Annotated in this window: 15 protein-coding genes; 3 read left to right on the top strand and 12 right to left on the bottom strand. The window is 74.0% G+C overall.

The annotated features are described in order from the left end of the window. Positions 1-624 precede the first annotated feature (624 nt). The gene (locus C1701_RS13890; RefSeq protein WP_026419436.1) at positions 625-3,630 is read left to right on the top strand and encodes a TNT domain-containing protein; all 3,006 of its coding nucleotides are present in this window, start codon (positions 625-627) and stop codon (positions 3,628-3,630) included. 28 nt (positions 3,631-3,658) lie between these two features. Here C1701_RS13890 and C1701_RS13885 read toward each other — a convergent pair whose 3' ends face one another. The 5 genes from C1701_RS13885 to C1701_RS27380 all read right to left on the bottom strand — a co-directional run bounded on the left by C1701_RS13885 (position 3,659) and on the right by C1701_RS27380 (position 7,438). After that, on the bottom strand, positions 3,659-4,345 hold the full coding sequence (locus tag C1701_RS13885) for a pentapeptide repeat-containing protein (protein ID WP_081715579.1): 687 nt from the start codon (positions 4,343-4,345) through the stop codon (positions 3,659-3,661). Between the two features lie 130 nt (positions 4,346-4,475). After that, positions 4,476-5,192 carry a hypothetical protein gene (locus C1701_RS27385; RefSeq protein WP_337662266.1) on the bottom strand — a complete coding sequence of 239 codons (717 nt, stop codon included), beginning with the start codon at positions 5,190-5,192 and terminating at the stop codon, positions 4,476-4,478. A 141-nt stretch (positions 5,193-5,333) separates the two neighbouring features. Then, positions 5,334-5,795, bottom strand: a complete 462-nt coding sequence (locus C1701_RS13875) for a dCMP deaminase (protein ID WP_337662265.1) — start codon at positions 5,793-5,795, stop codon at positions 5,334-5,336. A gap of 207 nt (positions 5,796-6,002) precedes the next feature. After that, positions 6,003-6,854 (bottom strand): hypothetical protein, encoded by an 852-nt coding sequence (locus C1701_RS13870; protein WP_030226451.1) that lies wholly within the window; start codon positions 6,852-6,854, stop codon positions 6,003-6,005. 65 nt (positions 6,855-6,919) lie between these two features. Beyond that, positions 6,920-7,438, bottom strand: a complete 519-nt coding sequence (locus C1701_RS27380; protein WP_026419441.1) for a hypothetical protein — start codon at positions 7,436-7,438, stop codon at positions 6,920-6,922. Positions 7,439-7,926: 488 nt separating this feature from the next. Between C1701_RS27380 and C1701_RS13855 the strand changes: the two genes are divergently transcribed. Together C1701_RS13855 and C1701_RS13850 are read left to right on the top strand one after the other, a co-directional pair. After that, a complete protein-coding gene (locus tag C1701_RS13855; RefSeq protein WP_026419442.1) occupies positions 7,927-9,267 on the top strand; it encodes a cytochrome P450 in 1,341 nt (446 codons plus the stop codon). 204 nt (positions 9,268-9,471) lie between these two features. Next, positions 9,472-9,858 (top strand): hypothetical protein, encoded by a 387-nt coding sequence (locus tag C1701_RS13850; RefSeq protein ID WP_155886197.1) that lies wholly within the window; start codon positions 9,472-9,474, stop codon positions 9,856-9,858. On the opposite strand, the gene C1701_RS13845 is transcribed toward C1701_RS13850, so the two are convergent. From C1701_RS13845 to C1701_RS13815, 7 genes are all read right to left on the bottom strand, one after another. Then, on the bottom strand, positions 9,855-11,087 hold the full coding sequence (locus tag C1701_RS13845; RefSeq protein WP_051314113.1) for a sensor histidine kinase: 1,233 nt from the start codon (positions 11,085-11,087) through the stop codon (positions 9,855-9,857). The genes C1701_RS13850 and C1701_RS13845 overlap by 4 nt on opposite strands. Then, positions 11,084-11,740 (bottom strand): response regulator transcription factor, encoded by a 657-nt coding sequence (locus C1701_RS13840; RefSeq protein ID WP_026419444.1) that lies wholly within the window; start codon positions 11,738-11,740, stop codon positions 11,084-11,086. Before C1701_RS13840 ends, C1701_RS13845 begins: the two co-directional genes overlap by 4 nt. Positions 11,741-12,072: 332 nt before the next feature. Continuing rightward, positions 12,073-15,417 carry an error-prone DNA polymerase gene (locus C1701_RS13835; protein WP_103055999.1) on the bottom strand — a complete coding sequence of 1,115 codons (3,345 nt, stop codon included), beginning with the start codon at positions 15,415-15,417 and terminating at the stop codon, positions 12,073-12,075. A 107-nt stretch (positions 15,418-15,524) separates the two neighbouring features. Continuing rightward, positions 15,525-17,174 (bottom strand): ABC transporter permease, encoded by a 1,650-nt coding sequence (locus C1701_RS13830; protein WP_081893373.1) that lies wholly within the window; start codon positions 17,172-17,174, stop codon positions 15,525-15,527. Next, on the bottom strand, positions 17,171-18,082 hold the full coding sequence (locus tag C1701_RS13825) for an ABC transporter ATP-binding protein (protein WP_026419447.1): 912 nt from the start codon (positions 18,080-18,082) through the stop codon (positions 17,171-17,173). The genes C1701_RS13830 and C1701_RS13825 overlap by 4 nt, the downstream gene beginning before the upstream one ends. A 126-nt stretch (positions 18,083-18,208) precedes the next feature. After that, positions 18,209-18,928, bottom strand: a complete 720-nt coding sequence (locus tag C1701_RS13820) for a TetR/AcrR family transcriptional regulator (RefSeq protein ID WP_030104413.1) — start codon at positions 18,926-18,928, stop codon at positions 18,209-18,211. Positions 18,929-19,010: 82 nt separating this feature from the next. Further along, entirely contained in the window at positions 19,011-20,597 is a 1,587-nt protein-coding gene (locus tag C1701_RS13815) for a DNA polymerase Y family protein (protein WP_245588858.1), read from the bottom strand. Positions 20,598-20,764 lie beyond the last annotated feature (167 nt).

Here is a 20,764-nt window from a genome sequence, read left to right as displayed (position 1 = left end):
GCCAGCGTGCACCAGACGCCACCGCGGCACATCGGCTTTTCCGGCGGGCGGGCGCGGCCGGGCTACGAGGTGGTCTCCGGCCACCGGTCAGGTCCTCGTCCGCGCGAGCCGAGTCAAGGCGACCGGGGAGCCCGGGGACCACGGGACGGACGCGGCAGGTCTCCGACTTCGGAACACCGCTCCTGCCCCGCGCTCCGCTCCGCGCGCTGCGCTCTGCGCGAACACCTTCGGGCCGTCCCGCCCGCCGGGAGGGTGGGCACCCGGGTCGTCAGTCGCCCGCACAGGTGAGCCCGCCCGCAGGAGCCGACCGGCGAACATCGCTGGCCGCGCGGTGGGGAGGGCGGTCGTCCCCATTCCTCGGCGGCGCCCCGAACCGTCCGAAAGCACCGGTCATGCTCGTTACGGTTCATGTTGTTGCACGACCGCACACCGTTCGGGCGACCCCGATCGAGCGGTGGCCTCGCCCGATCCGACGAGCCTCGTCACCGGCAGCGTTGTATGCGGAACAGCACGCGTGGTTACCAGCGACAGCGGTGTTTTCGGCCCGCCAGGTGGGCGTAGTCTCAGCCGTTGTTTCCGCCCACCCCGGACCACGACTCCGGCTCCGTCAGAGAGGATGTAGCTATGTCCCGTCCGACGGCGAACAGTCCGGAAGATCAGGCAGCGCTCGCGCGAAAGATCGGCGTCGCGGTGTTGGGCGCCGCTCCGCCCGGGTGGCAGCGCATCCGGGTGGAATACCGCGCTGCCGGCCAACGAGCCGAGACGGTCGGAGAGGTCGTCGGACCCGACGGCGAGTCACAGGGCTGGGAACCGCCCGCCGAGTGCGCTCCCCTGTTCGACCAGCTGCGGCACGGCATGTACCGGCCAGGTGTCGGCACCTGGCTCTCCGCCTTCTACGTGGTGGAGCGGCCGTCCAACTACCGGATCGACGTCAACCTGAACCAGGAGCCGGGCTGGGACCCGCCGCTGCCCGACGCGGTGTACCGCGAGGAGCTCCAACGCTTCCCCCGCGCCGAGGAACACATCCCGGACTGGCTGCGGCAGCGCTTGGGCACCTCGTCACGTCCGTCCGGTGAGGACGCTCCCCGGCGTGGCGTCCCCCAGCTCGGCGATCCCACCCAGGCCGCGGAGCTCGTCCGGGAGGACGCGACCGACCTGCTGCCCGGTTCGGTGGTCGAGGAACTGCGTTCGTACACCATGGACGGTGGGCAGGCGGCGCCGAGGGCCGAGGAGCAGCACCAGAACAACGGCTTCGGTGGCCCACCGAACAACGGGTACCAACACGAGAACAACGGCTACCAGCACGGCCGCCGCGCGGAGTCAGCGCAGGAGCCCGACCGGCCCGGCGACGCGGCCGGGGACGGGGGCTTCTCCGTCGCCCGTGTCTTCGACGGCACCAGGGAGGACGGCCGCCCGATGATCAACAGGGCGGCCGTGGACCCGGCGGACCGCGAGGTCCTCCTCGCCTACCTCGACCACGCCCCCGTGGTCCTGGACACCCGGAACCCCACCCCGGATCCCTTCGGGGCGGACGGGCGGGCGACCGTACCGGCGAGCTGGCACACCGACGGTCGGTGGATCTGGTCGGCGGCGGTCGGCTACCACCTCCGCCGCCACGGTGTCCCGCCGGTGCCCGAGTTGGTGGACCACGTGCGCTCCCAGCGGTTCGAGCTCCCCCCGGTCGGTGAGGACGTGCTGGCGGCCGCCGCGGCGCTGCTGCACCAGCGGATGCCGGAGACGCGGGCGGCGGCCCAGCGCGAGCAGCAGCCCGTCCCGGACTTCCCCCTCGGCCACGGCGGGGGGTTCCGCGACGACCTCCAGGACGCGGCCACGGGCATCCTGCCGGCGGCGACGGACCCGTCCGGTCCGGAAGGCCACGACGGACCAGGACAGCGACCCTCCACCCCGGAGGGCGCGCGTCAGCAGCACGAGCGGATCGAGGACCAGCCGGTCGAGGCGCCCGCCGAGTCGGGCGGGTACTACTCGGAATTCGACGAGGAACCCGCGTACCGGGACCCCGGCTACCCGGACGAGCGGTACGGCCAGCGCTACGAGGAGACCCCGGGATTCCCGGAACAGTCCTACCAGGACCAGCAGCCCTTCCCGGAGCAGTCCTACCAGGACCCGGTCCACCACCAGCCGGCCGAGGACCACGACCCCTCGCCGCGCCCCGACGACCAGGCGGGCTACCAGGACGGGAGCGGTGCCGGCGCGTTCCAGGAGCAGCCCGGCTTCGACGGCGGCCAGCCCTACCAGGACCCGGGGGGTTACGAACACCAGCACGACTACGAGCGCGACCACGGTTCTGAGCCGTTCCGGGACGACCGGCACTACGACGCGGACGGTCTGGACGACGAGGCCGAGGCGGCGGCGATCGAGGACGAGGCGAGCATCGAGCAGCTGCGGCAGCGGCTGAGCGACCTCGGGGTCGACCCGGAGGGTTTCCGGGTCGGCGTCGTCGAGGAGGACGTCTGGTGCCTGCTCCGCGAGGACGTCGCCGGCGAGGAGGAGACCTGGTCGGTCTTCTGGTCGGAGCACGGTGAGCGGTACGACGAGGTCCACTTCGGTCAGGTGAACCAGGCCTGCGCGTACCTGCTGGGGGCGCTGCTGATGGCGCACCCGCACGACCACGAGGAGCCTCCCCGACCGGTCGTCCAGGACACCGTCGGCGAACCGGACGACCGGCGGGCGCACCACGGGGACGAGGACTTCCGCCGCGACCAGCACGAGGAGGCCGAGGAACCGCCCCGCAACCTCCCCGACCCGTTCGCGGGCGGTGGCGTCGCGATTCCGCCGGCGAGTGGCGGCGACCCCTTCGAGGAGGGGCCACACCGTTTCGACTACGACCCGCAGGACGGTCCGCCCATGCTGGACCTGGGCATCGGCGGCGGCCCCCGGCAGATCCGGTTGCCGCTGAACCAGTCGCAGCGCGGCGAGGAGGCGCCGTCGCGCGATCTTCCCCCGGACCCGGAACCGGGTCCCGAGCAGCGGGAGGAGGTGCCGGCCGGGCACTGGCAGGACGACCCGGAGGATTCCGACCCCGCCCGGCAGGTCACCAGCGCCCTGTCGGTACCGCCGCCGGCGCCGCAGCGTCCGACGCCGCCCGTGGAACACCCAGACGGGGCGCACGACCCGGGCCAGCGCGAGCCGAGCGCCCCGCAGCACGACACGGTGGGCGGCGGCCACGAGGCGGCCGGTCAGCCACCCCGGCGGCAGGCCGCCGACGCCCAGCCGTCGGCCGCGCGGCAGCAGGCCGTTCGTGGGCAGGGCTCGGAACAGCAGAGCATCATCCGGCCCCTGAAGGGGGAGCCACCGCTCACCCTGTTCCGGGAACGTCGTCTCCTCATGCTCCAGGCGGGCACGGAGATCGACAGGTTCGGCGAACCGGACGGCAACGTCAGCTACAGCGCGGGGACCCCGTACGAGCAGCGCTCGTTGCCGCCGCAGTGGGTCAACCGCTCCTACCGCGCCTACCGGCTGCTGCGTCCGCTCCAGGTGCTGACCGGCGTGGCCGTGCCGTGGTTCGAACAGCCCGGAGGCGGCCTGGTGTACATCCTCCCCCGGTCGATCACCGACCTGGTGGATGACGGCGCGCTGGCGGAGGTGCCCGAGGCGGCTCCGCCGGCGTGACGGACCCGGTGGCGACGGGGCCCGGCCCCTAGTCGACCACCAGGCCGTGGGCTGCCGCGAAGGTGATGGCCTGCGCGGCGTCCACCCTGGCACCTGCCACCGTCGCCTGCCGGAACGCGGCCGGGTCGATCAGCGCGCCACGCAGGTCGGCCTCGGACAGGTTCGCCTCGGTGAGACGTGCTCCTCCGAGGTCCGCCTCCCGGAGGTCGGCGTGGCTCAGGTTCGCCTGGAAGAGGTCCGCCTCCCGGAGGCGGACGCCGGACAGCACGACCCGCCGCAGGTCCGCGCCCGGCAGGGCCGCCAGGGTCAGGTCCGTCTCCCGGAGCCGCAGGGGTCGCAGCCGCGCGCCCTCGAAGCTCGACCCGAGCAGGGAGCAGCCCTCGAAGGTGCCGCCGGTCAGCACGGTGCGCCGGAACACGCAGGACCGGAAGGCACTGGCCGTGTGGTGGGACTCGCCGAGGTCCGCGCCGCCGAAGTCGCACCGGGTGAACGTGCACCCGACCGTCACCAGCTCCCGCAGGTCGGCCTCCGTGAAGTCGCAGTCCTCGAAGGCACGCCGCTCCCACCGCGCCCGGGGCAGCCGGGCGAAGGAGTAGTCGGCCCCCACCTCCGGTGGCTCGACGGCGGCCGGGGGTTCGGCCGGTCTGTCCGAGGAGCGCGCGGGTTCCGGGTGGTCGGCGGGGCGGGCGGGCGGGAGGAAGGGACGGTGGGTCACCCCGTCACCGTAGGGCAGCGGTCGGACGGGTCCCCGGCGGCGCGGGCACCGGCCGTGCCGCGAGCGAGGCGTCCCGTCGTCGACCCGCCGCGCGCGCGGGGACCCGCTCCGGCCACACCACCCCGACCGCCTAGTCCGCTCCCATCCACTCCCCGGGGACGGCCTCGCGCAACGCCGCCAACGCCGCCGGGGTGCGCGCGCGAACCCACAACCAGGACCGGCCGTCGTCCCGCACCACGAGGTCAGGAGCGGTGAACCACCGCACGGCGGAGCCGGGGACCGCCCACACCGGGTACTCCGGCATCGGGAGTCGGCGGCAGTACCGCTCGACGAGCTCGATGTCGTCGGCATCCAGGTACCGGTTGTCCACGACACCCGCCGGGCCGAACAGCGACTCCGAGAGCACCAGCTCCACCGCCGCCAGGGACACCGAGGGCAGGAAGTCCTCGTTCCCGGCGGACAACTCGTGTTGGAGCAGGACGGGCGGGTCGGCCGCCGCCAGCTGGTCGACCGCGACCCCCCACCGGGCGGTGTCCTGGTTCTCCTCGCGGAAGACCAGCAGCCCCCCGTGCTCGTCCACGTGGAGCCTGTCGGGCGGCAGCAGCGTGTCCTGCGCGCTCGTCACGTCCGTCCGGCGGCCGAGCAGCCCGTAGAACTCGCGGAGCGCCGCCGGCAGGGGCAGGCCCAGCCGTCGCTCGGCGGCGTCCAGCTCGTCCGCCGGGCAGCCGTCCTCCGGCGCGATGCTGCTGCCGAGGCCACCGAGGTAGCGGCACAGGTAGCGCCACACGGCGGCGCGATCCGCCGGGTCGGCGGGCCAGTCCCCTGCGGGGTCGAAGGACTCGCTCACCCGCGTGACGCTACCCGGTACCGGCGACGTCGTGGGGTCCTCGCGCCGCGCGCCGGGCCACGACCCCCCGCCCGGCGGAGGGGGAGCCGCCAGGCGGTCGACGCGGGTTCCCTCGGGCGGCCCCGGGGCGGCGCGATCCGGTCAGCGGGGGCCGAGCAGGTGCCCGTTGACCGCGCGAGCCGACTCGGCCAGCTCCGGGACCTCCACCACCGAGACCCCGGCCGCCCGCAACCGCTCGGCACCGTCGCAGTCGACGAAGATCGTCGGTTCGCGCCAGGCGAAGACCACCCGCCGCACCCCGGCGGACAGGATCAGCTGGGTGCACGTCCTGGGTCGGGAGCGCCGGGCGGCGCAGGGCTCCAGGGAGCTGTACACCGTCGCACCCGGCAGTCGCGGGTCGTCGGGCCCGATCTTGGCCAGCGCCGCCTCCTCCGCGTGCACGTGCGGATCGTTCCCCTCCCGGGAGAAGCCCTCGGCGAGTGGTGTGCCGGCGGAGTCGACCACGACGGCGCCGACCGAGAAGGCCGTCGTCGAGGGCGGGCACCTCCCGGCGAGGGCGACGGCGTGCCGGAGCCAGCGGTGATCCTCGTCCGTGGCTCCCACCTGTCGTCTCCTCACGTCGCTGGTCCCTCGGCACGGGCGGGCCTCGTGCGTCCACCACGCGGTCCCTCCTGGCCGGGGGTGATCGGCCGTTGGTGGTCGCCCGGCGGAGGCTCGTCGCCGTGCTGGGCGGACGGCGTGATGGCCCGCCCCGCAGTCTCGCATCCGGGGTTCCCCGTAGCGTCCGCGCCGGGCGGCGAGGCCGTCACGTCACCACGCCGGGGTAGGCGGATCGGCGAGCCCTCCCGGTACGGGCAGGGACCGGCACCACTCCGCGCGTTCCCGGAGCACCAGGGCGAGTTCCTCCGCGCGGCGCACCGGGAGGACGTGACGTGCCCGGTCGGTGACCAACTCCACGCCGGGTCCGGGGACGGGCTCCACCTCCTGTCCCGCGCCGCCGCGCGGCGGCGGGTCGACGGTGACGACCCGGACGTCACGCAGGTCCGCGAGCGGCACCGCCCGGTCGAGGACCGTGCGGGTCGTGTGCCGGCTGGTGATCTGGACCAACCAGCGAATCCGGTCCTCCGACACGGTGATCCGGGCGATGAGCCGTCGCCGGACCCGCAACCGGTAGCCGAGCTCGAAGCCGCTCCTGGCGACGATCCTCGGGGTGCCCGACCAGAGCAGGCGGCACGCGTGGTCGCCGACTCCCCAGGCCAACGCCGCCAACCCGAACAGGGCCACGCCCAGGACCAACGCCACCTCCGCCCTCGGCTGGTACCACCCGAACACCAGCAGGGCGAGCGCGCCGATCGACGCCGGGACGCCGGCGGCCAGGAGCGCGGCCGGTACCCACTCGTGCGGCTGCGTCGCCAGACCACGGCGCCGCAGCCTGGCCAGCACCAGGACCACCGGGAGCAGGCCGAGCCCGGGGAGCACGAGGCCCCCGGGGGAACCGCCCAGCACGAGCAACCCGGCCACCGGGAGCGCGACCGCCGACATCGGCAGCAGGACCAGCGCCCAGCGCAGGGCCGGGCGCAGCCGTGCCCACCGGGCGCGGAGCTCGGCGCGCACGTCGTTCGCGCAGCCGACCGGTAGCGAACGCGGGATCAGTCCGTCCATCGTCACGCCCGTCCCGCCGCGGTTCGGGCAGCGCGGGGCGCCCGACCGCCGGGACGTCACTCCTCTCAGCGGTCCGGGGTGGGCAGTGGTGGTTCGTCGTCCTGGTCCTGGGGGCGGGACCGCCCAGCCTGGCCGATCGCGGTACCGGCGCTGATGCCGAACTGTTCCCGCGCTCCGCTGGTGTACGGGTCCCGCCAGCCCTCGGGGGGCCGGGCGCCGACCGGCCACTGGTGGCCGTTCTCCAGCACCTCGCGGCCGTGGCTCACGTTGTTCCTGGGCGTCGAGTGCTCCGGCTCCTGGTGGGCGACGGTGGATTCCGCGAGCGCGTTGGTGCGGTCGGCCATCCCGCCCTGGGCACCGCTCACGGACCCGGTGACGGTGCCGCTGGTCAGGTTCCGGTAGTCCCAGCCGCCCCCGACCGCGCCGCCCGAGAGCTCGTGCGCACTGCCCTGGAGCGCGAACTCGGTGGCCCCCCGAGCGAGACCGCCGGCCGCGCCGGTGGCCGCGCCCCGGGCGGTGGCCCGTTCCCGGAGCGTCGACATCCGGCCCTCCGGTTCGGCACGGCGCTCGGCTGCGTTCGACATGCGATCACCACCTCGGGGAGGTGCCCAGTCTAGGCTCGTTCCCCCCGCCCTCACCGGGCTTCTCCCGGACTTCGCCCGCCCCTCACCCGATCGGCGGCAGGCCGTGCGGGGACGGGAAGTCCATTGTGGCCGGGCGCTTCCGACTCCCCGTCCCGATGGCACCGCGCGGTCCGCGCTCCCGTCAGCCGGGGGCCACTTCTCGGGGCCAGCGCACGGGTGGCGGAATGGCGCGCGGGCCCCGTTGACCACATCGGAGGGATGGCCGGATGCCACTCGGCGGTGTTGAACGATCGGGTGGCGTGGCTGACTGGTGCGGTGTACGGGCGCCTCAACCGCTTCAGCCAGGGCGGACAGCGTGCCGATGGGCGGGCAGCGGCGTCAGCCGTTCCGGGCTCGCGCCCCGCCCGGCACGCCGGCGTACCGGGCGACGGCCAGCGGCGCCGAGGGCCGGCCCGGGAGCCCGACCACCAGGAGGACGAGGAAGGACGATGGACAGGGAGACCGACCGTCCCAGGACCGTGCCCACCGCACCGGGCGGACTGCCACTCGTCGGGCACCTGCCGGCGCTCGTCCGGGGCCGGGTCTCGTTCCTCCAGGAGTTGCGCGGGCGCGGGGAGATCGTGCGGATCCGCCTCGGCCGGCACCCCACCTACGTGGTGAACTCCCCGGAGCTGCTGCACCGGATGTTCACCGTGCGGGCGGACAGCTTCGGCAAGGGCCGCTTCTTCGAGAACATGCGCCCGTACATGGGGAACGGGGTGGCGACCTCCGAAGGGGACTTCCACCACCGGCAGCGCCGGCTGATGGCCCCCGCGTTCCACCGCGTCCGCCTGGAGTCGTACGTGGCGCTGATGCGCCGCGAGGCCGAGCGGATGACCTCCCGGTGGCGCCCCGACCACCCGATCCGACTGGACCACCAGTTGCACCACCTGACGACCGTGGTCGTCGCCAGGGCGCTGTTCTCGACGAGCCTGACCGACCGGACCGCGACCAGGATCGTCCTCGCCACCGACGCCTTCGTGCGAGGTGTCGCCTGGCGCGTCCTGGCGCCCGACGCCCTCGAACGACTGCCGACGCCGGCGAACCGGCGCTTCCTCGCGGAGCGCGCGCTCCTCCAGGAGATCATTCGCGACCTGGTCGCCGACCGGATGCGGACGCCGGGGGACGATGGCGATCTGATGGCCGCGTTGCTGTCCGCGCGGGAGGAGGGCACCGACCGCGGGATGACGGCCGAGCAGCTGCACGACGAGGTCCTGACGCTGTTGTTGGCCGGCAGTGAGACGGCCGCCGGCACCATGTCGTGGCTCTTCCACGAGCTGGGGCGGCACCCGACGGTGGAGCGCCGCCTCAGGGCGGAGCTGGACGAGGTGCTGGCCGGCCGACCGGTGACGGCGGCGGATCTGCCCCGGCTCGTCTACACCCGCAGGGTGGTGGAGGAAACGCTCCGCCGCCACCACGTGAACTGGATCCTGACCCGGCGCACGCTGCACGGTGTCCGGCTCGGGCGGTACTGGCTGCCGGCGGACGCGGAGGTCCTCTACAGCATCACCGCCCAACACCGCGACCCCACCCTGTTCCCCGACCCGCTGCGTTTCGACCCGGACCGGTGGGAGACCGCCCCGCCGAAGCACGCTTTCACGCCCTTCGCCACCGGGCCCCACAAGTGCCTCGGCGCGCACTTCGTGATGACGGAGATGGTGGTGGTGGTCGCCACCGTCGTCGCGGCGTGGCGACTGCGGCCCACTCCGGACCCGGTGCGCCCGGTGGCCACGATGGTGCTGCGGCCGAACGCGTTGCCGATGGTGCCGGAACGGATCGCGAGCTCCTGACCAGGCGGTCAGGAGCTCGTCCCTGGGCAGGGGCGGCCCGGCCCTGGGTGATCCGGGCGCTCCGCCGGCCACCGCTCCGCCAGCCGGGAGCCGGGCCGGGAAGGCACGGACGACGGTAACGGTGGTGAAACCGCCACCTCGGTGGAATGGGTCCACCGGTCGCTCCCGCGACACGGTGCGGACACCACCGGAAAGGACAACACCATGCGGGTTCCTCGTCAGAACCGGATCGGCCTCGCGGCGGCGCTCTGCGCGGCAGCCGTGGGCGCGGCCGCCCTGATCGCCCCGTTCGCCGGCGCCTCGGACGACGGAGTGCCGGAGCCGACCGGGACGGAGCGGCCGGGGGAGGAGTTCCACATCGAACACGTCGACGACCTGGCGGACTCAGGCTGCTTCAGCGCCACCCAGACCGGCGACGACGCTCCCGAGGTCGTCACCGGCGACGACTGCGAGTTCCCCGAGGCACCCGAGGACGCGGTGATCTGCGGCGACGGGGCGGAGGAGGGGACCGAGGTGGTCGGCTCGGTCACCGTCGAGGCCAGTGCCGACGGCGTGGTCTGCGAGGTGGAGGGCGAGGACATCACGAGCTAGCCACGGCCTCGGCCCTCGCCGGCCGCCGGCAGCCTGAGCCGCACCGTCAGCCCGCCGCCCCTTCGTGGAGAGGCGTCGACCGTTCCCCGGTGGGCGCGGGCGACCGAGCGGACGATGGACAACCCGATCCCCGCGCCCCGGTGGGAGTCGGTGCGTTCGGGCTGGCCCCGGCGGAAGGGTTCGAACAACCGGGGCAGGTCCTCGGCACGCACGACGGGACCGCTGTTGCCGGCCACCAGCTCGACGTCCGCGCCCACGGTGGCGGTGCGGACGTCGAGCCACCCGCCGGAGTGGTTGTGGCGGATGCCGTTGTGGACCAGGTTGGTCACCAGCTGTTCGAGCAGCACCGGGTCCCCGAGCACCGGGGCGGCGGCGGGGGACACCGTGAACCGCACCCCGGCGAGTTCGGCCGTGCCCTCGACCCTGCCGGCCACCCTGGACAGCACCTCGCCGAGATCCACGGGACGCGGGTCCTCCACCGTCCGGTCGCTGCGGGCGAGCATCAGCAGCCCCTCGATCAGCCGTTCCTGGCGGGCGTTCACCTCCAGGAGCTGTCCTCCCAGGTCGCTCATCCGCTCGTCGGCGTCCGCGTCGCTCACGGCGTACTCGATCAGGGCGCGGTTGACCGCGAGCGGGGTCCGCAGCTCGTGGGAGGCGTTCGCGACGAACCGGCGCTGACCGTCGAAGGCGCGGTCGAGCCGCTCCAGCATGTCGTCGAAGGTGTCGGCCAGTTCCCTGATCTCGTCGCGGGGCCCGGTCAGCGCCACGCGCTCGTGCAGGCTCCGCTCGGCCACGCGTCTCGCGTGCGCGGTGACCTTGCTGAGCGGTCGCAGGGCACGTCCGGCCATCAGCCAGCCGATCGCCACCGCGAGGACACCGGCGACGGCCAGCGCGACGAGGGACTGGTCGAGCAGGTCCGCGAGGGCGGCCTCCCGCGCCCGCTGGGTGGCCTCCGCGATCTCCGAGGCCAGCCGGTCGTCCACGGGTTCGACGGAGACACCTCGCGACTCGCTGCGCACCACCCCGTCCACCTCGGTCGACCGCCAGTGCTGGTGGACGACCTGGCTGAACGCGGTGTCCGCCAGGTGCGTGCGCAGGCCGCGTTCGGTCAGGGCGTGGTTGATCGCCACCAGCGACGCGCCGCTGACGAAGAAGACGAGCCCGTACCAGGCGGTCAGCCGGGTGCGGACGCTGACGTCCGGCAGCAGGAGACGCGGCCTGGACCTCACCGGATCCGGTAGCCGACTCCTGGGGTCGTCTCGATCACGTCGGGCTCCCCGAGGGCTCGCCGGAGGCGGAGCACCGTGAGTCGTACGACTCCCGTGAACGGATCGACGTGTTCGTCCCATGCCTTCTCCAGCAGGTGTTCGGCGCTGACGAACGCGCCATCGGCGCGGAGGAGTTCCTCCAGGAGGGTGAACTGCTTGGGCGAGAGTGCCACGAGTTCGCCCGCCCGGCGGACCTCGCGCAGGCCGGGGTCGAGCTCGATGCCGGCGCGCGACAGCACCGGGGGCGCGGCGGGACGGCTGCGCCGTCCCAGGGCTCGCACCCTGGCCACGAGTTCGGCGAGCGCGAAGGGTTTGACGAGGTAGTCGTCGGCGCCGAGCGCCAGACCGGCGACCCGGTCCGGAACCTCGGCCGAGGCGGTGAGCATCAGCACCCGGGTGGTCGCGCCGGAGGCCACGAGGTCCCGGCACACCTCGTCCCCGTGGACCAGCGGCAGATCGCGGTCGAGCACCACGACGTCGTAGTCGTTGACCACCAGGCGCTCCTGCGCGCTCGCCCCGTCGCCGACCACGTCGGCGACGACGTGGTCCCGCCGCAGTGCCGCCGCGACGACCTGGGCGAGCATCGGCTCGTCCTCCACCACCAACACCCGCATCCGCGACGTCCTCCCGACCGGGCGGCCCCACCACCACGGGGGACCGACGACGGTCCGGACGTTATCCCCGCCCGGCGTTTCACCGACGTTACGGCCGTGGTGCGATCCCGGCATCGTCGCCTCGGTCGCCGGGGGAGGCGCCGTGGCCCGCGCGGCGGTGGGAACGGAGGCCCTTCGATCGTGGTCGGGGAGGTGGTCCCCGTCGGGGCGGGGAGGTCGAGGACGGCTGTCCGGGACCCGACCCGCCCCACCCCCGGGCAGGTGCCGCCACGTCGTGGTCACCGGCCGGTCATCGACCACCCGCCGCGCGACGAGTGGGCCCGGCGTGGCCCTCAGTGGAAGTCGCGGGAGGTGGACGGCACCCGCAGGATGAGCGGCTGGAGCCGGTCCGCCTGGAGGGTGACCACTCCGTTGGCGTTCTCCACCACCCCCCGCACCAGCATCGCGGGACTGGTCACCGCGACCTTCCGGTACCGGGACCACAGCCCGGGTGAGCACACCACGTTGACCATCCCGCTCTCGTCCTCCAGGTTCAGGAAGGTCACCCCGCCGGCCGTCGCGGGCCGCTGCCGGTGGGTCACCGCCCCGCCCACCAGCACGCGGGTCCCGGACTCCACGTCCGACAACCCGCCGGTCGGCAGCGCGCCCAGCCCGGTCAGGTGTTCGCGGACGAACTGGACCGGGTAGCTGTCCGGGGACACCCCGGTCGCCCACACGTCGGCGACGGCCAGGTCGACCTCGTCCATCCCCGGCAGCGCTGGCGCGTCCACCCCGCCGGCCAGCCCGGGCAACTGGCCCGGGCGTTCGCCCGCCGCCGCCCCCGCCGACCACAACGCCTGCCGGCGGTCCACCCCGAAGCAGCCCGCCGCCCCCGACGTCGCCAGGGCCTCCAGTTGGGGGGCCGTCAGCCGCACCCGCCTCCCCAGGTCGGACAGGGAACGGTAGGGGCCGCGGGCGTCCCGTTCCGCGTGGATCCGTTCCGCCAGTTCCTGCCCGATGGTCCGCACCGAGGCGAGCCCGAGGCGGACGGCGGGCCCCTGTGCCGGCCCGGTGGTCGGGTCCGGGCCGGCTCCCTCGGTGCTGGGCTCCGCTTCCCGGCGCCCTCCCTCCAGGGAGGCGTGCGGGAGGCTGGCGTTGATGTCCGGCCCCAACACCCGCACCCCGTGCCGGCGGGCGTCGGCCACCAGGGACTGCGGCGAGTAGAAACCCATGGGTTGGGCCCGCAGCAGGGCCGCGCAGAACGCCGCCGGGTAGTACAGCTTGAACCAGGCGCTGGCGAAGACGAGGTGCGCGAAGCTCAACGAGTGGCTCTCGGGGAAACCGAAGTTGGCGAAGGCGAGCAGTCGCTGGTAGATCCGCTCGGCGAGTTCCCCGGTGATCCCGTTGACGGCCATGCCCTCGAAGAGCCGGTCGCGGAGCCTGGCCATCCTGGCTTCGGACCGTTTCGCGCCCAACGCCCGCCGCAGCTCGTCCGCCTCGGCGGCGGAGAACCCCGCCACGTCCACCGCGATCCGCATCAGCTGTTCCTGGAACAGGGGAACCCCCAAGGTCTTGCGCAGGGCTGGTTCCAGCAGCGGATGTTCGTAGTCCCAGTCCTCCTCGCCGTTGCGACGGCGGATGTAGGGGTGCACCGAACCGCCCTGGATCGGTCCCGGCCGGATCAACGCCACCTCGACGACGAGGTCGTAGAACTCCCGGGGTCGCAGGCGGGGCAGCGTCGCCATCTGCGCCCGGCTCTCCACCTGGAAGACCCCGACCGAGTCGGCCCGGCACAGCATGTCGTAGACGGCGGGGTCCGCCAGGTCCAGGGCCCCCAGGTCGACCCGAACCCCGTGGTGGGCCTCGACCAGGTCGATCGCGTAGTGCAACGCGGAGAGCATGCCGAGGCCGAGCAGGTCGAACTTGACCAGCCCGACGGCGGCGCAGTCGTCCTTGTCCCACTGGAGCACCGTCCGGTCCGCCATGCTCGCCCACTCCACCGGGCACACCTCCCCCACCGGCCGGTCGCAGATGACCATGCCGCCGGAGTGGATGCCGAGGTGGCGGGGGAACCCCTCCAGCTGGGTGGCCAGGTCGAGCACCCGTTCGGGCAAGTCGGTCTCCCGAGCCGCGTCGCGGACCGAACCCCACCGGTCGAGCTGTTTGCTCCAGGCGTCCTGCTGCCCGGGGGAGAAACCCAGCGCGCGGGCCGAATCCCGGACGGCGGACCGCACCCGGTAGGTGATGACGTTGGCCACCTGCGCGGCGTGCCGTCGGCCGTACCGGCGGTAGACGTACTGGATGACCTCCTCGCGGCGGTCGGACTCGATGTCCAGGTCGATGTCGGGCGGCCCCTCCCGTTCCGGGGAGAGGAAACGTTCGAACAGCAGCTGGTAGCGGACGGCGTCCACATTGGTGATACCCAGCGCGTAGCAGACCGCCGAGGTCGCGGCGGACCCCCGGCCCTGGCAGAGGATGTCGTTGTCCCGGCAGAACGAGACGATGTCGTGGACCACGAGGAAGTACCCGGGGAACCCGAGCGTGGCGATCACGCCGAGTTCGTGCTCGATCTGGCGGTACGCCTCCGGCGCCTCCTGCCTGGTGCCGAACCTGCGCGCCGCTCCCCTGTGGACCAGTTCCCGGAGCCAGCTGTCCTCGTCGTGGCCGGGCGGCACGTCGAACGGGGGCAACCGGGGGGCGACGAGGCTCAGGTCGAAGGCGGACTCGGCGGCCAGCTCGGCGGCGCCACGCACGACCCAGGGGTACCGGGCGAACCGGGCGGCCATCTCCGCCCCGGACCGCAGGTGCGCGGTGCCGGCGGGGGGCAGCCAGCCGTCCATCTCGTCGAGGGTCCGCCGGGCGCGGATCGCCGCCGTGGCGGCGGCCAACGGCCACCGGGACGGGGTGGCGTAGTGCACCGCGTTGGTGGCCACCGCCCGCAGGCCACGCCGCTCGGCCAGCGAGACCAGGGCGTCGTTGTGGGCGGTGTCGGCCGGGCCACCGTGGTCGAACAGTTCGACGGCGACCCGGTCGGCGCCGAAGAGTTCGGCCAGCCTCCCCAGTTCCCGGTCGGCCGCCGGGACGCCCTCCCCGGTCAGGGCGGACCGGACCGAGCCCTTCCTGCACCCGGTGAGCACGGTCCAGTGGCCGCCGGCGGCCTCGGCCAGCTGGTCGAGGTCGTAGACCGGTCGCCCCTTCCGCCCGCCGGCCAGGTGGGCTTCGGTGATGGCCGAGGACAACCGCCGGTACCCCTCGGGGCCGTTGGCCAGCACCAACAGGTGCTGGCCGTCGGGATCGGGCACACCGCCGCCGGGTTGGGTGAGCCCCAGGCTGAGTTCCGCCCCGAAGACGGTGCGCAACCCGGCGGCGGCCGCCGCCTCGGCGAACCGCACCACCCCGTACAGACCGTCGTGGTCGGTGACGGCCAACGCCTCCAACCCGAGCCTGACGGCTTCCGCCACCAGTTCCTCCGGGTGGCTGGCGCCGTCGAGGAAGCTGAAGTTCGAGTGGCAGTGCAGCTCGGCGTAGGGGTGGGGGACGGCCGACCGGGTGGGCGGGCGCTCCCGTTCCACCCGGGGGTGCCGGCGTGCCCGGGCCGGATCGTCTCGCCCGTCCGGGGCCAGCTCGTCCTCGGTGAACCTGCCGGACAGGCGCCGTTCCAGCTCCGGCCACGGCATCGGTGGGTTGTGCCAGCTCATCCTCGTCCTCCTCCCTCGATCCGTTCCGCACGCCGGGCGTCAGCCCCGGCCACTCGCAGTCCCGGGTGCCCGCTCCCCCTTGACCGGGCACCCGGGCACGTCCGGCCCTAGGCGGGCACGTCCCGCCGTCGGAAACCCGCCATCCCGGCGAGCAGCGACACCAGGGCCAGCCCGGTGAGCCAGACCAGGGGAGCCAGGGCCAGCTCAACGGCCGGCAGTGCCGGGACGTGGCTGAACGGCGAGAGGTCGGCCGCCGCCGCCGGCAGGTTCAGCAACGGTCCGAGCAGCCCGACCAGGAGCGCGTACGCCACCACCAGCCAGGCCAGGCCGAGCGCCTTCGGGGCCAGCCCGAGGAGGAGGGCCGCTACCCCCGCGATGAGCAGGACCGCCGGCAGGAAGGCCAGCGCGGCCCCCAGCAGCGCTGGTACCAGTCCGGCGTCACCGGTGACGACGGCCGAGGACACCCCGGTGCCGAGTCCGGCCAGGGCCAGGAGCACCACGCAGTTCAGCGCGCTCACCGCCAGGCCAGCTCCCAGCCACCGCCACCGGGAGACCGGCGCGGCGAGCAGCGGCTCCAGCCGCCCCGAGGTCTCCTCCGCGCGCAGCCGCAGCACCGAGGACACCGCGTAGGCGCCCACCGCCATCGCCAGGTAGCCGAGCATCGCCGCGAGGAACCCGTCGACGAGGTCGTCGCCGCCCCCGGCCATGACGGTCCTGGCGAGCAGTTCGTTGTCCACCAGCGCCTCTGCCACGGAGTCGGTCAACGCCCCGAAGGCCAGGCCGGCGAGGAGCACCGCGACGCCCCAGGCGGTCAGGCCGGCCCGGTGCAGTCGGAAGGTGAGGGCGAACGGCCCCGCCAGCAGCGGGTGCCCGGCGGCGCGGCCCGGCCGGGGGCGCACCAGTCCCGCCCCCACGTCCCGGCGGCCGAGCAGCAGGAAGGCGAGGGCGGTGGTGAGGACCGCCAGCCCCAGGCACAGCGCCAGCGGCCACCACCGGAGGTCGACGAAGACCCGGGTGGCCTGCGCCCACCCCAGGGGGGAGAGCCAGGTCAGCGGGCTGCCGCTCTCCAGCTCGGTGACATCGCCGACGGCCCGGAGGGCGAAGGAGACACCGAGGAAGGCCATCGCCAGGCCGGTCGAGGCCCTGGCGTGCTCGCTGAGCTGCGCCGTGAGCGCGGCGACACCGGCGAAGACGAGCCCGACGGCGGCGACCCCGGCGCCGAAGGCCAGGGAGTCGACCGCGCCCAGGCCACCCGCGGTCAGCCCCACCGTGAGGAGCAGCCCGACCGCGAGGTTGGCGACCACGGCGCTGATCAGGGCCGAGGTGAGCCCGGCCCGCCGGCCCACGACGTTGGCCCGCACGAGTTCGGCCCGCCCGGTCTCCTCCTCGGTCCTGGTGTGCCGCACCACCAGCAGGATGCTCATGATCGCAGCGGCGACCACGGCGAGCAGGCCGATCTCGTTGGCGACCATCGCTCCGTAGGTGTAGTCGTCCAGCCCGTACCCCGGTCCGCTCATCACCACCGCCGCCGGGCCGCGGATCAGCTCGGCGCGGAGTTGCCGGTCCTCCTGGGTGGGCATCAGGTCCTCCAACGCGGGGAGGAAGGACGCCGGCAGGACGCCGAGCACGAGGGCCCACACGAGGATCCGGACGCGGTCCAACCGCAGGGTGAACCGGGTCAGCGTCGAGGTGCCGACGAACGCGCCGACCTGGGTGCGGGGAGACCGGCCGGCGGCCAGTACCGCTCCGGTGCTCATCGGCGGCCTCCTCCGGCGAGGGCGGCCTCGTCGCCGTAGTGCCGCAGGAACAGCTCCTCCAACGAGGGCGGGCTGCTGACGAGACTGCGGATGCCGAGCCCCGCCAGATGTCGCATCACCCGGTCGAGGTCGTCGTTGTCGACGTCGAACACGAGCGTGCCCGAGCGCTCCCGCAGGTCGTGCACTCCGCTGAGGGCGGCCACCGAGGTGCCGTCGTGTTCGGTGGCCACCGTGATCGAGGTCCTGGTCAGGTGGCGGAGTTCGGTGAGCGTCCCGCTCCGCACGGTCCGACCGGCCCTGATGATCGTCACCGTGTCGCAGAGCTTCTCGACCTCGGCGAGGATGTGGCTGGAGAGGAGCACGGTCCGCCCCTCGGCCTTGGCCTCGGCGACGCACTGCTGGAAGACGACCTCCATCAGCGGGTCCAGACCGGAGGTCGGCTCGTCGAGGACGAGCAGTTCGGCGTCGGAGGCCAACGCGGCCACCAGCGCCACCTTCTGCCGATTGCCCTTGGAGTAGGTCCGCCCCTTCTTGGTCGGGTCCAGTTCGAACCGTTCGACCAGCGCGGCGCGGCGTCGGGGGTCGACGCCGCCCCGCAGCCGGCAGAACAGGTCGATCGCCTCTCCCCCGGTCAGGCCGGGCCAGAGGTTCACGTCACCGGGGACGTAGGCGATGCGGCGGTGCAGTTCGACGGCGTCGGCCCACGGGTCGGCGCCGAGCACCCGGACCCGGCCGGAGTCGGCGCGCAGCAGCCCGAGCAGGACCCGGATGGTGGTGGACTTGCCGGCCCCGTTGGGGCCGAGGAAGCCGGCCACCTCGCCGGGACGGACCGTCATCTCCAGTTCGTCGAGGGCCCGCACGGCCCCGAAGGACTTGCTGAGCCGGTGGATGTCGATGGCGGTGGTCATGGCGTCACCCTGTTCTCCGCTGGTTCTGGTCGTGGGCGCCCGAGGGCCGCGCCGGAGTTCGGGCGCTGACGTGGTCCTGGCGCGGGGGGAGGCGGGAAGCGGTCCGTCCGGCCCGGCCGGGTGTTCTCACCCGGCACCGGCACCGGGTTCGCCCCCGCCGTCGGTGGCCGTTTTGTCCCGTTCGTTGGGGAAGGCGGACAGGTAGGAGTCGAGGAACGTCCGGTTGGCGAACAACCCCTCGGTGTAGACCTCCAGGGACGGCAGCGTGGACCACGCGGCGAAGTCCCGGAACACCTCGCCGATGTCGACGTCCGGTCCTCGAAGGTTGGCCTCCAGCAGGAGCATCCCGACCCCGGAGAGCGTCAGGAACCGCGCTCTGGCGGCGGGGTCCCTGCTGGGCGGGATGATGCCCGCCTCGACGCCGGCGGCCACGTACTCCTCGGCGTCCTGGACCATCTGGTCGAAGAACTGGCTCGCCAGGCCCCCGCCCACCGCCAGGCTGCGGACGATGTAGGCGGCGGTCGGCGCGTAGTCGTCGACCATGGCGAGGTTCGAGAGCAGGTGCGTCCCCGACGCCCCGGTCTCGACCGCGGTGGACTTGGCCTCCCGCACCACTCGGAGGACGTACCGGTCGCACTCCTCCCGCAGGCCGTCCTTGGAACCGAAGTGGTGGACCACCAACGCGGGGCTGACCCCCGCCTCGGTGGCGATCGCCCGGACTCCCACCCCGAAGCCGGAGCGCCCGAACAACCGGATCGCCGTGTCCCGGATCCGTGCCCTGGTGGTGAGGTCCTCCGGTGGCACCTGGCCACGTTTCGAGTGCTCACCCGATGTGCCTGAACGCATGTTCAGTAGACTAACCACATGTTCAGCCCGTGCGCAAACCCCGGTCGCCGTCCCTCCCGACACGAGGGTGGCCAGCCCCGGCTCACTCGTACCGCCCCTCGACGAACCAGGAACCACCCGACCTGACCAGGAGGAACGCCTCCTGGTCCTCCCCGGCCCCCTGGTCGTTCGACGACCCCGCGCCATTCCCCGCCGGCGCGAGGGTGACGAGCTGGAGCCGGGCCTCCCGACCACCGTCGGCGGACCACCACCGCTGCTCCACCGGCCACGGGCCGGCCCATCCCACGACCTCGCGTTCCCGCTCCCCCTCGACCACCAGCACGGCGGGCGCTCCGGTCAGGACGTACCTCCCCGTCACTCCGACCGGCTCGCCGCCCTCGGCGCGGAGCCCGGCCGGCGTCGGAGGCACCGGCACCACCGTCGGCGAGGGCGGCGGAAGCCGCCCGGGCCAGGGGGCACCCGGATCATGACGGGGTTCGAGCGGATCGCCCCACGGAACGAGACGCACCCTCTCGGCCGGTCCGCGTCCGCCACCGAGCACCGCCGCCAGCACACCGTCCGGCCCCACCATCCCCCGCACCCGGACCAGCGCCCGCTCCGCCCGCTCGTCGAGCTGCCGGCTCCCACCCCCGACATCCCACAACTCACGGGGGAACTCCCCGGCGGGGGACGTCTCGTCCGGGGCCAGCCGCAACAGCCGCACGCCGGCGGTGGGGCGCTCCCCGGGTGGAGCGCGCAACCAGCCGTCCAGCTGCCAGCGGACCCGATCAGCGGTACCGGCCACCGTGAGGGGCTCCGCGCAGCGCCACGTCCTGGTCAGTTCCTCGCCGTTCTCGGTGACCGCGGTGATGGCCAGCCGGGTGCAGGCCAGCCCGTGGGCGGTCAAGCCGAGGTGCAACCGCTCCGCCAACGTCCTGGCGACGAAGGCCGCGGTGTCCACCCGGTCCACCGGCGGGTCCAGTTCCTCCTCGATGGCGAGGTCCGCCGGTGGTCGCCTCGGCGAGGGTGGCCGTTCCTCCTGCCCCCTGGCCAGCCGGTGGACACGCGTCGCCTCCGCACCGAACCGCGAGGAGACCCGGTCGGACGGGAGTGCCGCGAAGTCACCGACGGTGCGCAGGCCCAGCCGGCGCAGCAGGTCCACCAACGCGGTCCAGGAACCGTCCGACCCGACCCCGGTCAGCTCGGTGACCCTGGCCAGTTCGGCGATGGGCAGCGGCGCGAGGAAGCTCCCGCTCTCCCCCACCGGCACCACCGTGCCGCGCCGGGCCGCCAGCGCGGCGGCGAACAGCCCGTCGGCCACTCCCACCTGGCACTCCAGGCCGGTGTCGATCGCCACCGCGTCGACGATCCGCTCACCCGCCCGGTCCTCACCCCCGAAGTAGGAGGCCGGGCCGCTGACGGGCAGGGTGAGCAGGCCGGGGCGCACCACCTCCACCCCGACCGCCACCCGCTCGACGGCCACCGCCACCGCCTCGAACTCCCGGGCGTCCCGGCCCTGGTCGTCGGCGACCACGACCAGGTCGGCGCACCGCGCCTGCGCCTCCCGCCGCCGGAGCCCCCGGCGGATCCCGGCGGCCCTGGCGGCCGACGAACAGGCCCGCACCCGGTTCGCGGAGAACACCGCGACCGGGTCCAGCGGGGACAGCCCCAGATCCCGTGCGGCGGCCACCACCGGCCAGTCCGGGCACCACAGCACGAGCAGCCGAGGCGGAGCGTCAGAACGGCGACGGCCGCCTCCCGGCGGAACGCCAGGGCGGTCCCCTGGGGACCCATCGCCAGCCCCGGCGCGAGAACCCACCCCGGCGCCGGCCACACCGGCCGGCGGCGCACCTCCCA

This window comes from Actinoalloteichus sp. AHMU CJ021 (assembly GCF_002895405.1).
Taxonomy (GTDB): Bacteria; Actinomycetota; Actinomycetes; order Mycobacteriales; family Pseudonocardiaceae; genus Actinoalloteichus_B; species Actinoalloteichus_B caeruleus.
The sequence above is the reverse complement of the archived record's forward strand: the minus strand, read 5'-3'. Positions and strand labels throughout refer to the sequence as shown.